Consider the following 14,655-nt stretch of genomic DNA (forward strand, 5'->3'; position numbering starts at 1 on the left):
CCTGGCAGTGACTTCTCTTCAACTTGTTGGTCAATCACTCATCTGACAAACCTTGTAGGAGGCTTCCTGTGAATACGCGTGGTTTACTCGATCAATTGCTCAAGTCCGGACAAAGCATGTTGCAGGACAAGAACAAAGGCAAATCCGGCAAGCAATCGTCGGGCGGCGATTCACTGATCAATGGCCTCGGCAGCCTGCTTGGCGGTGGTAAAGGGCAGGGCGCTTCCCAGAATGGGCTGGGTGGTCTGTTGTCCGGCGCAGGTGGTGGTGCGCTGGCCGCAGGTGCCATGAGCCTTCTGCGTGGCAAACGCACACGCGGGATGGGCGGCAAGGCGTTGACCTACGGAGGCTTGGCGGCGCTGGGGGTGTTGGCTTACAAGGCTTACAACAACTGGCAGGCCAGTCAGGGGCTCGCCGCTCAGCGCGAACCGCAAACCATCGACCGGCTGCCCGAGGCTGAAGCCGAGCAGCATAGCCAGGCAATCCTGCGTGCACTGGTCGCCGCGGCAAAGGCAGATGGTCATGTCGATGAGCGTGAGCGCGAACTGATCGAAGGTGAGTTCACCAAGCTGGACAGTGATCATTCACTTCAGCAGTGGCTTCACGCCGAGCTGAACAAGCCGCTGGACCCGGCAGAGGTGGCCCGGGCCGCGACCACGCCGGAAATGGCGGCGGAGATGTACATCGCCAGTGTGATGCTGGTGGATGAAGAGCACTTCATGGAACGCGCCTACCTCGATGAGTTGGCGCGTCAGTTGAAGCTGGAACCCGGCCTCAAGACCGAGCTTGAAGGCCAGGTGCGGAACGCTCAGTGAACTGGCGCTTCCAGCAGCGGGTTGCCTGACACGCCTTGTGTCAGGCAACCCGCTCGATCAGTGATGTTCCATTCCTTCGGCGTTGGTCAGCTCCCTGATCAGTGCTGTCTGCTGCTCCTTGAACCTGGCTTCGAACTCTTGAATCCGTCCTTCGTATTCCGGGTCGTCGAGGCTGATATTGCGTTGCTCGAACTCGTCGGTGAGTTGGTTCAGTTCAGTCCTGTAGGTGCGTTCGAGTGCTTCGAAGCGTCCAGCATGGATTTCGCGCAGGTAACTGATCCAGTAATCCTGCTGCTGGGCAAAACGCAGGAAGGGCTCGCCGCGTTCGCCGTTTTGCACGCGAAGCAGTGCCGCGTCGAATTCCCCCGGCCTGATGGCGGCGTGGGCCTGGTACAGCATGCCTTCCGGCGGCACGGGCAAGTCCAGCGCGCTGGCCCAGTGCGTGCGATACGCCAGACGTACCTCGGCTTCATCACGGCTGCCGGTCTGTTCGCGGGCTGCGGTATCCAGCTCGGACAGGCGATACAGCCGGACGGTCAGCCGATACAACAGCGCACCGCGCTGCTCCGCGACGACGTCCTGCAACGACTGCCGGATGAACACCAGCACTTCCATCTGGTTGAACTCCAGAAGGATGCCGTCCGGGCAGGTGTGGTTGTCACGAAACAGCCTGAGCGGTTCTTCGGCAATAGCGTTGAGGGTCAGTCCGAGTTGCGGGTCCTGACTCACCGTGACCAATACCCGCCAGACGCGCTCGCGCAGCGCTGCACGGCTGGTGATGTTGCGATAATCGGCGCTGTGACGCAGCGAATCGATCAGGTCGAGCAGGTTGCGGGTCTGCTCGCGGGCCTCCAACTGCTCCCAGATCTCGCGCCGCCCGGCGCTCAACGGGTTGCTGTCGTCCAGCCAGGGCTCGACGGTGACGGGTTCCGGAGTCGATGCCCGGCTCTCCTCTGAGGACAGGTACTCGGAATACGATGAGTCCGAGTCATGGTTTTCCGTCCAGTCCATCGCGCTGAGCTCGGGCGGCAGGTCCATGTCGAAGGTGAAAGAACGTCCATAACGCTCTGAAAAATGCGCCTGCCGCATGGTGTCTTCGGAAAGCGGATTGTTCAGCAGGCTTATTTCCGTGTGCGCAAACTCGCTGCCGGGATTGGCGAGTATGTGCTCTGGCAATTCGCTGATCAGATTACCCTCCAGCAAGAGTGTCCTGATTTGCGCTGGAACCATGCTCTCTGTCCAGGCTGGCCATTCGACCAGTCCGGCATTGTTCAGTGACAGCCAGTTGAGTGCAGTGCCACTGAGGCTGGTCAGGTCGCTGATGGCGCCTATCCGGTTGCCATCCAGCTCCAGTCGTTCAAGCGTCGCAATCCGGCTGAAGAAATCGATGTGCTGTTGCTCTATCAGCATTCCCTGATCCATCAGCGATAGCGAACGAAGTGATCGAAGCTCAAGCAGCGCCGGTGGCAGTTGCAGCAGGGGGGCGACATGTCCGCTTATTTCCAGTGAGGTCAGATCAGTCATGCGGCGCAACAGTTGATCGAGATCAGAGGCCGTGCCGGTGATTCGGCTCAGGTGCAGATAGCGTACCTGGCGATAAAAGAAATCAGGCAGCTGTCGCGGAAAGTCGATCAATGCGATGTCTGCAAGGCGCAGGGGGCTATGGAGCTGCCCCAGGCTGAAATTTCGCCAGTGATCGATCAGTATCCTGCCGATCTGCTGGCGTGATTCGATGGTCTGCTCGCTCGGTACGGCCATCGAGCCGGAGGCATGCGTCCATTGATCAACGGCGGCAAATAATTCGGCACCTTCGTTCAGTTGCCTGTTTACAGCGGCCTGCACGGCAACCGGAGTGTCCATGACAAAACTGAAGGAACTGCCGGCTACCGCTTCATTGATACGTGCGTGTATTGCGGTGTGTCGGGACAGGATATTGCCGCGCAAGTCAATCAAGGTCCGGTGCTCAGGGCTGGGAGGATTGTCAAGGATCCACCCGGGCAGTTCCGTCAGGTTGTTGTGAGCCACCGACAGCTCGCGAATGTTGTTCGGAATGATGTCGGTCAGCCAGGACGGCCAGCGGTTCATGCCAACCCGCTCCAGCACCAGCCGATCAAGGTGCAGCCAGCTCAGGTCCATGGGCAGCACACTGACCAGTCGATTGCCACTGAGGTTCAGCATCCTGAGGCCCGGCATGCTGCGCAGGTGGTCCATCTGCGCCTGATCCAGAAAAATCTCCTGGTTGATCAGCGCCAGTTCGGTCAGTTGGGGCAGCACACGGGACACTTGCTGAGGCAGGTTGAGAAAGACCGAGGTCTCGGGGGCCAGTCCGGCGGCTGGCTCACTGATCAGGTTCAGTGCGCGGGTATGCGGGAAACGTTGCAGGAAGGCTCCAAGTTCGGCGCTGTTGGTCGACTGCCGGGGCAGGTTTATGCCGGCAGGCGTCAGGTCAATTGCACCGGGGCGTGCTCTGGGCTCGACCGATATGTTTTCCAGGTGCAGCGCGGTAACGCGATTGAAGACGAAGTCCGGCAGATGGTGCGGAAAGTCACTCAGCGAGACATGTTGCAGGCTTAGCGGCTCAAGCGTCCGTCCTATCTCGGGCAGGTTGTTGAGGCGCCAGTGGTTCCAGATCGCTTCGTTGATGCGCATGCGACTGTCCATATGAGCCTGAGTCATGGGCGGCATTGACACGGATTCATAGGCCCACGCGTCGAGACTTGCGCGCAACAGCATTTGCTCGTGCAGCAGGTCGTTGAGTCGCGCATCGATGGTTCTGTTGTCCCAGCCAGTGTGGCGCAGGCGGCCGAGGATCTCTTCGGGAAACGCGTCCTCCAGCTCAAGCATGCGGATCTTGTCCAGCAGGCTCTCGTCGGTCATGTGCCAGTCGACCCTGCCACCGCCGCTTAATGGGTAGCCAAGGCGACCATCGGCCAGGCGCATGGGGGATTTCGAGCCTGGCTTGATCGCCTGCATGTTCAGCAATGGCGCGAGTTTCTGGCGGGGCAGGGGATTGTCCTGGATCAGCGCTGCCAGCGCCTGACCCTGCCCGGTGTGGGCAAAGCCCAACTGGTTGCGTTCGGCATCGGGCAGGGCGTGCAGCACGGACGAGTACAGATCGTCCAGCCCGTGCAGGTGCTGGTCATCAGCGTCACGGGCCTCGTAACGATTACCGTCCTTGATCAGTACTTTGCGCACAGGCGCATCCTCGAGACCGATGCTGTCGATCAGCCGGCCACCGAAATACCGGTCATGGACCTCCAGCCTGACCTGTGCAGGCCATTGCGGCAGGGCTTCAAGGCTGTGCAACGCAAGACAGTCGGTATCGGCGCTGGAGACCGAGGTCAGATAAAGCCCTTCATAGGCCCGCGCCAGCCTTACCTGTTGTAGATAGGCGCTGGCCTCTTCGGCAACGGGCAGCGGCACCCGGCGCTCCATCGTCAGTTGCAGCCGCTCTGCCGGCAAAGCGTGGCTGGCCAGTTCCTCGGCAACCAACGGCGGCAGGCCAGGAAATGCCTTCTGCAGGGTCTGCACTCCATCAGCCTCGGCGACGCTCAATGCGCGGTAACGGGATTCGAACAGCCAGCCTCGGGTGGCTCGGGCGCGTGCCGCCAATTGCGCCCGTAGTGTGATCAGTCGCGGTGACATGCCGAGCTGACCCGCGCCGAACTCTTCGTTGAGCAGGGTGCGTATTTCGTTGTTGCCGAGCTGTTCCAGCACCTGGCGCAGGGCATCCGGCTGGTCGGCACGCACCGTGATGTCGAGGCTGTCAGCCGCCACCGGATGAGAGGCCGGAGCGAATGTCTGAAGCGTATGGCCCTCGGCATCCACCAGGACCAGCGCGCGATTGCCCGGCCAGCCACGGTCCTGGCTCAACAGCTCCAGTTGAAGCGGTGCCGCCGCGTTTATATCGTTGGCTTCGAGCTGCTCGATGAAATGCTCGATCTCCTGGTCCAGCCTGAAACGGCGCGCCGTGTCCTCAAGCAATGCCGGAGGGCGACGCTGATCGGCCAGCGCCTCGCGCATCACCGATTCAGGCGTGTTGCTGACGTTGACGATGCGCCTGGCGGTGCTGTCGGAAAACGTATCGCTGGAATAGCCCAGCCGTCGAAACAAGGTCAGGCCTTCCATCTCCAGCGGCTGATCGAGCTCATGCAGCCATGCTCCGGCGCCGTTGTGTCGCAAGGCGGGCCGATAGCTGCCCGCGCGGGTCGGGTGCTCGATCAGGTAGCCGTTCCCGGTCGTGGCAGGACTGACGGAATAGATGCGTCCTTCAAGTGGCAACCATTGTTTGCCTTGCCAGGTGTACAGGCCCGTGGCATCGGGCTGCAGATCCTTGGGCAGGACGATGTCATGGGCAAAGGGCGTCAGATCAGGCTTCCACAGGCGCGTCGTGCCGCCTGGTAAATCCACGGGCTTGAGGCGGTGGACGAACTCGGGCGCCTGTACCGCAGGGATGCCTGCTGCGCCTGTCGACGCAGCACCAAGGGCCGATATCAGCGCAACGTTCTCGATCACATCGAACAGGTAGGCGAACGCCTGTCGTTTCTCGTCCCTGGCCCAGCTCTCCATGCCCTCATACACTTCGTGAACCAGCTGAATGGCGGTGACGGCCATCATCACTTCGCCCAATACCGGAACGACGAAGCCTGCGATATTCAAGACGTCGAAGGCGGTGTCCATGAAGTACTGCACCCGCTCATCGAAGGTCTTCTGGTCCTGTGCCGCAGTCGGCACACCATGAAACAGTGCGTCGTCGCGCAACGCCGCGCGTTTGCGCTCATGCAGGTTGTCCAGCAGCGGGCCTTGCAGCACGGTTTCTCTCAGGTCGAGCCGGGCGTTTCGGTCCGCTTCACGCTCCAGCCACTGACGTTCGAAAATGCCGCCTTTCTTGACTTTGGGGTACAGGCGTTCGGACAACTTTTCAAATACTGCACTTCGATGGCGTGCAGGTACGAAACGCATGAAGAAGTTCAGGTAGCCGTTGATGAACATCCGCTCACGCAGCGCATTTATGAAGACTTCGACCGAGTCGTATTCCTTCAGCGGCGCAACGGGGTCATCCGGGATATACACCACAATCCTTTCTGCCTGAGTGGCAATATCCCGGTCCTTGCCAATCACCAGAAGACCGGTCAGTTCGATATCGCCCAGGCACAGTACGCTGCAGTTGACCGGCCTGTTATCAAGTCGGACATGTTGCTTGCCGTCGAGAAGCTCAAGTAATGCGCCTTGCAAATCCGGGCCGATCTGCTGTTGCAGGGAGGCCATCTGCAACTGCAGCCGGATCGACGATGCTTCCAGTTGCATGAAGCTCTGGCGCAGTCTGGATGCCGCGGCGTCTGCAGTTTCGTCGGGGCTCGAAGGCGTGCTGAAGACGGCCTGGATATGCGCCTGATATTGGCCGCCCAGGTCCAGCTCACGGCACAGCGCCGCAAAGCCGGTCGGGGAAATCGGTAAGGACGTGCCAGTGATCTGTTGGCCGATGATTTCAAAGGAAGAAAACACCTGGGCCTTGATGCCGGTGCTGGCGTCCATTGCGCCCGGTGTGGTTTCCCAGGCTTCGAAATTCTGCAGCGCAGCCTTGAGGAGGCTCTGGGTCGACGCCCTCAGGGCAGTGTTTGCCTGCGTTACCGGGTCTCTGGATGCCGTATTGAACGACTGGTCGACCCGTGCACGACTGGCATGGAACAGCCAGGTGTTGGCGACGTCCACCTCCAGCCCGAAGCGATCCTTGATGGCGGCTGTCAGCAGGGGCCTTGCGAAGTCCTCCAGCGTCGACAGACCGTCCAGCGTCGGACGAACCTGTTGCTCGTACTCGCGGTGCCCGGCATACAGGCGCTGCAGCTCGGCGAGCTGACCGGGGCTGGACTTGCGGGCGCCTGCCAGCCATTGCAACGGACGTCGCGAGGCTTTGCGCAAGGTTGCATGGGTTGCCGGCGTTGCCTGAAGCAGCCACTCGGGGGATTTGTCTTTTATCAGTTGCAGATGCGGGAGCTCAGGAGCCTTGCCCGACGGAGATAGATCCAGCATTTAAGTGCCTTGTCGTGAATGAACAGGCGACAAAGCTTACGGCCGCGACTTGCCGTGCAAGTGCTAACTATCTATGTGCTCTTGCTGTTTCTGAAGGTCATAGCTCAAGTAGTGGTGGCGATGGCCGACAAGAAATGAAGAGGGACGAAAGAGTGGCGGTCGACAGCGGCCATGACTTCATTTTGTATTACCCATGTAACGTTTGACGGCTGGGCTATACTCACGCCGTTTGGACCGTTCGTCGGTCCGCTTCTTGAACACGGCCCGACGCCGTCGTTGAACTCTTGAGGGCTGACTGTGAAGAACTGGACCTTGCGCCAACGGATTCTGGCGAGTTTCGCCGTCATCATCGCAATCATGCTACTGATGGTCGTTTTATCTTATTCACGTTTGTTGTCCATCGAGTCCAGCGAGGAAGATGTGCGTCTCGATGCGTTGCCCGGCGTCTACTACAGCACCCTGGTGCGCAGTGCCTGGGGCGAGAGTTACATCCGCACGCTGGAGCTGATTGCCGAAGGGCAGGCTCGGCCGCTGACCAAGCAGGAAAAGGATCAGTTCAAGGGGTTTGAAGACGCCCTTCAGTCGCAGATGGACGGCTACAAGAAATCCATCTTCGATGACACGGACAGGGCCAGCTTCGCGGTGTTCGAAAAGCGCCGCGAGGTCTATTCGCGCATGCTTGCCGACGTTCACGCCAAGTACGAACGCGGTGATTATGCGGGCGCTCGCGATGAGTTTTACAACGAGCTCAATCCGGTCTGGAGCGAGGGCCGTCTGCAGCTCAGAGACCTGATCGTTGCCAACAAGCAACTGGCTGACCAGTCCACCACCAATATCGTCAACGCTGTGCTGGGTGCCAAGATCAGCATGGTGCTCTCTCTGCTGATCGCGGTCATGGCGGCGGCGGCCTGCGGGCTGCTGCTGATGCGCTCGATCACCTCTCCGATGCAGATGATCGTGAGTATTCTGGACGTCATGCGCAAGGGCGATCTGAGTACCCGGCTGAACCTGTCGCGCAAGGACGAGTTCAATGCGGTCGAGACCGGCTTCAACGACATGGTCTCCGAGCTCACCGCGCTGGTAGCGCAGGCGCAGCGCTCTTCGGTACAGGTCACGACCTCGGTCACCGAGATCGCTGCAACGTCCCGCCAGCAGCAGGCTACCGCCACCGAGACCGCGGCAACCACCACCGAGATCGGCGCGACGTCGCGGGAAATCGCCGCCACTTCGCGGGACCTGGTGCGGACCATGACCGAAGTCACTTCGGCGGCAGACCAGGCTTCGGTGCTCGCCGGTTCCGGCCAGCAGGGCCTGGCACGCATGGAAGACACCATGCATCAGGTGATGGGCGCTGCCAATCTGGTCAACGCCAAGCTGGCGATCCTCAACGAGAAGGCCGGCAACATCAATCAGGTCGTCGTCACCATCGTCAAGGTCGCCGACCAGACCAACCTGCTGTCGCTCAATGCCGCCATCGAGGCCGAAAAGGCCGGTGAATACGGTCGCGGGTTTGCAGTGGTGGCCACCGAGGTGCGTCGCCTGGCCGACCAGACTGCCGTCGCCACGTATGACATCGAGCAGATGGTGCGGGAAATCCAGTCGGCGGTGTCTGCTGGCGTGATGGGTATGGACAAGTTTTCCGAAGAGGTGCGCCGCGGCATGTTCGAGGTCACTCAGGTCGGCGAGCAATTGTCGCAGATCATCCATCAGGTTCAGGCGTTGGCACCCCGTGTGCTGATGGTCAACGAAGGCATGCAGGCTCAGGCCACCGGCGCCGAACAGATCAACCAGGCGCTGGTGCAACTGGCGGATGCCAGCAGCCAGACCGTCGAATCACTGCGTCAAGCCAGTTTCGCCATCGACGAGTTGAGTCAGGTCGCGGTCGGGCTGCGCAGTGGCGTTTCGCGTTTCAAGGTCTGAACGATCAATGAGCGATCACTCGCCGAGGCGCAATGGCCCGCCACTGACCGCCAGCAAACTCTTTCTGCTGTTTTGCATCGGCGAAGACCGCTATGCGCTGGACGCGACCGAGATCGCCGAAATCCTGCCGCTTGTGAAGCTCAAGACTATTGCCCGGGCACCTCACTGGGTGGCGGGAATCTTCGCCCATCGTGGCGAGATCGTTCCGGTGATCGACATCAGTGCGCTGAATTCCGGGCAGCCGGCGCGCTCGCGTACCAGTACGCGCATGGTGCTGGTGCATTATCGCTACGACGACGCGCACCCGGCGCAGTTGCTCGGACTGATTCTGGAACAGGCGACCGAGACGCTGCGCTGCCCTGTTGCGCAGTTCAAGGCCTATGGGCTGGACAATCGCCTGTCGCCTTATCTGGGGCCGGTGCGTGAGGATGAGCAGGGCCTGTTGCAGTGGATTCATGTTCACGAGCTGTTGAGCGAGCCGGTGCGCGAGTTGTTGTACCCGGTGCCGCCGATTGACCTCGAACTGCTCGAGGACGCGCAATGAAGGTGGATGATTCGCGCTTCTTCAGCTTTCTCAAGGAGCGTATCGGCCTGGATGTGACGTCCGTCGGCGAAGCGATCATCGAGCGCGCCTTGCGTCAGCGGGCGGCGGCCGCCCACTGCGCTGACAGCGATGCCTACTGGCATCTTCTGGTCTCGTCGGCGCAGGAGCAGCAGGCGCTGATCGAAGCGGTGATCGTTCCCGAGACCTGGTTCTTTCGTTATCCCGAATCGTTTGTCACCCTGGGCATGCTGGCCCGTGAGCGTATCGCCAGCCTTGCCGGTGCGCGCCCCTTGCGCATACTCAGCCTGCCGTGCTCGACCGGTGAGGAGCCATATTCCATCGCCATGGCGCTATTCGACGCCGGGGTCGATGCCAGGCAATTCAAGGTCGATGCCATCGATATCAGCCCTGTTTCGATTGCCAAGGCCGAGCACGGTATTTACGGCAAAAACTCGTTTCGTGGCAGCGACATCAGTTATCGCGAGCGGTATTTCAATCCGATCGCTGACGGCTTTGAAATCGCTGACAGTGTTCGCGCCTGTGTGAGTTTTCAGCCGGGCAACCTGCTCGACCCCAAACTCGTTTCGCAAGCGGCCTATGACATCGTCTTCTGCCGCAATCTGGTGATCTATTTCGATCGGCAGACCCAGCAACATGTGTTCAAGGTGCTCAAACAACTGACCCGTGAAGACGGCCTGCTGTTTATCGGCCCGGCGGAGGGCAACCTGCTGGCCGCTATCGGCATGCGCTCGACGGGGATCGCCCAGTCGTTCGCCTTCCGGCACGCACCTGTCGATGCGGCGGTGCCAGCTCCGACGCCTCGGCAGGTCCCTGCACCCGTTGCGTCCCGTCCGGTCGTCGAGGCCCCTGCCAGAGTTGTCGCGCCACGGCCTGCGCCGCGCCCCTCTGCGACATTCGCGCCCATTGCAAAACCCGTCGCTGCGGCGGGTAACACCGAGGTATCGGCAGTGCTCGACAGGATTGCGGGGCTGGCCAATGAAGGCAAAAGTGCCGAGGCGCGGGCTGAATGCGAGCGTTACCTGCAGCAGCATGAGCCGGTCGCGCAAGTGTTTTACTGGCTGGGTCTGCTCAGCGAAGTGGAGGGCCGTGTGCCACAGGCGCAGGGCTTCTATCGCAAGGCGCTGTATCTGCAACCGCAGCACTCAGAATCGCTGGCCCAACTGGCGGCATTGCTGGCTGCGCAGGGTGACACTGCCGGCGCGCGCCGCTTGCAGGACCGCGCTGCGCGTGGCGCGAATAAACAAGGAAACCACTGATGGCGGGCGTGTCCGGTTTTTCCAGTCTGACCCATGATCAGGCCCTGGATATCGATGATTGCTGGAACCGCATCGGCATTCATGGCGATCGCTCCTGCCCGTTGCTCGCAGAGCACATCCACTGCCGCAACTGCGCGGTTTATTCGGCCGCCGCCACCCGTCTGCTGGACCGCTATTCGCTGGCCCAGGAGTCGCCCGAGCATTTTCAGGGCTCGGTGTTGCTGCGCGACCTCGAGACCCGCTCGATTCTGGTATTTCGTCTTGGCGAAGAGTGGCTGGGGCTGGCGTCGCGCTGCCTCTCGGAAGTCGCCCCCAGCCAGACCATCCATTCACTGCCACACCAGCGCTCGCGTGCGTTGCTGGGTGTCGCCAATGTACGCGGCGCTCTGGTAGCGTGCATCTCGCTGGTCGAGCTGCTCGGCTTGGACAGTACCGCGGTGAGTAACCCGTCGACGCGGGTGGTACCGCGCATGCTGATCGTCAGCGTCGAGGGCGGCCCGGTGGTGGTGCCGGTCGACGAGGTGGACGGCATTCATGCCATCGACGAGCGGGAGCTGGAAGCCGCTTCGGCATCCGGCACGCACGCCAATGCCCGTTTCACCCGTGGCGTCCTGCAATGGAAGGGCCGCAGCCTGCGCTGGCTGGATGAAGATGAGTTGTTGTCGGCGGTGTATCGGAGCCTCACATGACGCCAGATCAAATGCGTGACGCCTCGCTGTTCGAACTGTTCACGCTGGAAGCCGACGCGCAGACCCAGGTATTGAGTGCCGGCCTGCTGGCACTCGAACGTAACCCGACCCAGGCGGATCAGCTGGAAGCCTGCATGCGTGCCGCTCATTCGCTCAAGGGCGCAGCGCGGATTGTCGGCGTCGATTTCGGTGTGAGCGTCGCGCATGTGATGGAAGATTGTCTGGTCAGCGCGCAGGAAGGGCGTCTGCTGCTTCAGGCCGAGCATATCGATGCGCTGCTGTCGGGGACCGACCTGTTGATGCGTATCGCCACGCCTGGCGGCGACAGCGTTGGTCAGCCTGATATCGACAGTTATGTCCAAAGGCTCAATACGTTGCTGGCTTCCGGTGCTGGCGCGGCGCGAACGGTCAGTACGCCACTGCCGGACCCGGCCTCGGACGCTTTACTCGCCAGCGCGATGCTGCAGTTCGAGACGCCCAGCGCGGCAGTTGTGCCGGAGTCTGTGCCCGAGCCCTTGGCCGCAGACTTGCCTGCGTCCGCCAATCCAGCCGCCGTGCCGGCTGCGGAACCTGAAGCACCGTTCACGCCATTGCGTGAGCGGCGTGTGGCCGAAGGTGGCGAGCGCGTGTTGCGAGTCACCGCCGAGCGCCTCAACGGGCTGCTGGACATGTCCAGCAAATCGCTGGTCGAGACTCAGCGACTCAAACCGCTGCTGGCCGGTATGCAGCGGCTCAAGCGTCTGCAAAGCAGCAGTGATCGTGCGCTTGAAGTGCTGGGCGCCAGCTTCGGCGAGGAAGGTCCTTCGGCTGATGTGCAAAAAGCCCTGGAAGACGCGCGTAGCCTCTTGTCCCAGGCGCAGCAGGTGTTGGTCCGGCACACTGCCGAGCTGGATGAATTCGGCTGGCAGTCGGCGCAACGTGCGCAGCTGTTATACGACACGGCACTGGCCTGCCGGATGCGACCTTTCGCCGACGTGCTGAACGGCCAGGCGCGCATGGTTCGTGACCTGGGGCGTGAACTGGGCAAACAGGTCCGCTTGCAGATCGAAGGCGAGAAGACGCAGGTCGATCGCGATGTGCTGGAAAAGCTCGATGCGCCACTGACTCACCTGCTGCGCAACGCCGTGGACCACGGCATCGAATCGCCCGAGAAGCGCGTGGCGTCCGGCAAGGACCCTGAAGGTCTGATTCGTCTGCAGGCCTCGCATCAGGCGGGCTTGCTGGTCGTCGAGTTGAGCGATGACGGTGGCGGCGTGGACCTTGAACGTGTGCGCCAGAGCATCATCGACCGCAAGCTCTCGCCCGCCGAGACCGCTGCGCAGTTGAGCGAGGAGGAACTGCTGAGTTTTCTGTTCCTGCCGGGCTTCAGCATGCGCGACAAGGTCACGCAGATTTCCGGCCGTGGTGTTGGTCTTGACGCCGTGCAGCACATGGTTCGCCAGATGCACGGCAGCGTCGAGCTGCAGCAATGGGCGGGCGAGGGCAGTCGCTTCAGAATCGAAATGCCGCTGACGCTTTCAGTGGTACGCAGCCTGGTCGTGGAAGTGGGCGGTGAAGCCTATGCCTTTCCGCTGGCGCATATCGAGCGCATGCGCGACCTGCAGCCTGACGATATTCTGCAGCTGGAAGGGCGTCAGCACTTCTGGGATGAAGAGCGGCATGTCGGTCTGGTTTCGGCCAGCCAGCTGTTGAACCGGCCGCCTGCGCAGAAGGCCGGAGAAACGCTCAAGGTCGTGGTGATTCGCGAGCGCGATGCGGTTTATGGCGTGGCCGTCGAACGCTTCATCGGTGAGCGTACGCTGGTGGTGATGCCGCTCGATGCGCGCCTTGGCAAGGTCCAGGACGTGTCGGCAGGGGCCTTGCTCGACGACGGTTCAGTGGTGTTGATCATCGATGTCGAAGATATGCTGCGCTCGGTGGAAAAACTCCTGAATACCGGCCGTCTGGAGCGCATCGACCGGCGCGCTCGTCAGGCAGATCAGGTGTCACGCAAACGCGTGCTGGTCGTCGATGATTCTTTGACCGTTCGCGAGCTGGAACGCAAGCTGCTGGTCAGTCGCGGTTACGAAGTATCGGTGGCCGTGGACGGAATGGATGGCTGGAATGCCCTGCGCGCCGAGGACTTCGACCTGCTGATCACCGACATCGACATGCCGCGTATGGACGGTATCGAACTGGTGACCCTGTTGCGCCGCGATACCCGCTTGCAGTCCTTGCCGGTCATGGTCGTGTCCTACAAGGACCGCGAAGAGGACCGGCGTCGCGGCCTGGACGCCGGCGCCGATTATTACCTGGCCAAGGCCAGTTTCCACGATGATGCCTTGCTCGACGCTGTCGTCGAATTGATAGGAGACGCGCAAGGATGAAGATTGCCATCGTCAACGATATGCCCATGGCCATCGAAGCCCTGCGCCGTGCGCTGGCCTTCGAGCCGGCGCATCAGATCATCTGGGTGGCGTCTAATGGTGCCGACGCCGTGCAGCGTTGCGTCGAGCAGACCCCGGACCTGATCCTGATGGACCTGATCATGCCGGTGATGGATGGCGTGGAAGCCACGCGCCGGATCATGGCCGAAACACCCTGCGCCATCGTCATCGTGACCGTCGACCACGAGCAGAACATGCGCCGCGTGTTCGAAGCGATGGGGCACGGCGCGCTGGATGTGGTGGACACGCCGGCCATTGGTGGTCCCAATCCAAAAGAGGCGGCGGCGCCCCTGCTGCGCAAGATCCTCAATATCGACTGGCTGATCGGCCAGCGTGTCGGCCTCGAACGGGTCGCGGCTACACCGCGCGCCGCGCCGTCGAGACGTGATCGGCTCGTGGCGATCGGCTCCTCGGCAGGCGGGCCTGCCGCGCTGGAGATTCTGCTCAAGGCGCTTCCGGTGAGCTTCCCGGCGGCGATCGTCCTTGTGCAGCACGTCGATCAGGTCTTCGCCGCCGGTATGGCCGACTGGTTGAGTTCCGCCTCCGGCCTGCCGGTACGTCTGGCAAGGGAAGGCGAAACGCCACAGCCGGGTGTGGTGTTGCTGGCAGGCACCAATCATCATATCCGCTTGCTCAAGGACGGCACGCTGGCGTACACGGCGGAGCCGGTGAATGAAGTTTACAGGCCCTCGATTGATGTGTTTTTCGAGAGCGTAACCCGTTATTGGAGTGGCGAGGCGATCGGCGTTCTGCTGACCGGGATGGGGCGCGACGGTGCACAGGGACTCAAGGCCATGCGTGAACGGGGGTTTCTGACCATCGCTCAGGATCAGGCCAGTTCTGCTGTGTATGGCATGCCCAAGGCCGCCGCAGCCATCGATGCTGCCGTGGAAATCCGTCCGTTGCCCGCCATAGCACCTCGCTTGATCGAGGTATTTACTCAATGACTGCTCT

The 14,655-nt window shown here is 61.5% G+C and carries 8 protein-coding genes; 7 read left to right on the top strand and 1 reads right to left on the bottom strand.

All coding sequences use genetic code 11. The annotated features are described in order from the left end of the window. The first annotated feature begins 68 nt into the window (after positions 1–68). Positions 69–815 carry a tellurite resistance TerB family protein gene (locus tag AC54XV_RS07235; RefSeq protein ID WP_024639879.1) on the top strand — a complete coding sequence of 249 codons (747 nt, stop codon included), beginning with the start codon at positions 69–71 and terminating at the stop codon, positions 813–815. 57 nt (positions 816–872) lie between these two features. On the opposite strand, the gene AC54XV_RS07240 is transcribed toward AC54XV_RS07235, so the two are convergent. Next, positions 873–6,845, bottom strand: a complete 5,973-nt coding sequence (locus tag AC54XV_RS07240; protein ID WP_496718237.1) for an NEL-type E3 ubiquitin ligase domain-containing protein — start codon at positions 6,843–6,845, stop codon at positions 873–875. Positions 6,846–7,142: 297 nt separating this feature from the next. On the opposite strand from AC54XV_RS07240, the gene AC54XV_RS07245 reads away from it, so the two are divergent. From AC54XV_RS07245 to AC54XV_RS07270, 6 genes are read left to right on the top strand one after another with little or no spacing between them, the layout of a single operon-like run. Continuing rightward, on the top strand, positions 7,143–8,765 hold the full coding sequence (locus AC54XV_RS07245; RefSeq protein WP_496718239.1) for a methyl-accepting chemotaxis protein: 1,623 nt from the start codon (positions 7,143–7,145) through the stop codon (positions 8,763–8,765). Positions 8,766–8,772: 7 nt separating this feature from the next. Continuing rightward, a complete protein-coding gene (locus tag AC54XV_RS07250) occupies positions 8,773–9,309 on the top strand; it encodes a chemotaxis protein CheW (RefSeq protein ID WP_024661009.1) in 537 nt (178 codons plus the stop codon). After that, the gene (locus AC54XV_RS07255) at positions 9,306–10,586 is read left to right on the top strand and encodes a CheR family methyltransferase (RefSeq protein WP_496718241.1); all 1,281 of its coding nucleotides are present in this window, start codon (positions 9,306–9,308) and stop codon (positions 10,584–10,586) included. The genes AC54XV_RS07250 and AC54XV_RS07255 overlap by 4 nt, the downstream gene beginning before the upstream one ends. Continuing rightward, the gene (locus tag AC54XV_RS07260; RefSeq protein WP_004406331.1) at positions 10,586–11,275 is read left to right on the top strand and encodes a chemotaxis protein CheW; all 690 of its coding nucleotides are present in this window, start codon (positions 10,586–10,588) and stop codon (positions 11,273–11,275) included. Before AC54XV_RS07255 ends, AC54XV_RS07260 begins: the two co-directional genes overlap by 1 nt. Continuing rightward, positions 11,272–13,641 (top strand): hybrid sensor histidine kinase/response regulator, encoded by a 2,370-nt coding sequence (locus AC54XV_RS07265; protein ID WP_032656408.1) that lies wholly within the window; start codon positions 11,272–11,274, stop codon positions 13,639–13,641. The genes AC54XV_RS07260 and AC54XV_RS07265 overlap by 4 nt, the downstream gene beginning before the upstream one ends. After that, positions 13,638–14,648 carry a chemotaxis response regulator protein-glutamate methylesterase gene (locus AC54XV_RS07270; RefSeq protein WP_011266950.1) on the top strand — a complete coding sequence of 337 codons (1,011 nt, stop codon included), beginning with the start codon at positions 13,638–13,640 and terminating at the stop codon, positions 14,646–14,648. The genes AC54XV_RS07265 and AC54XV_RS07270 overlap by 4 nt, the downstream gene beginning before the upstream one ends. Positions 14,649–14,655 lie beyond the last annotated feature (7 nt).

It is taken from the genome of Pseudomonas fragariae (ex Marin et al. 2024) (assembly GCF_059621105.1).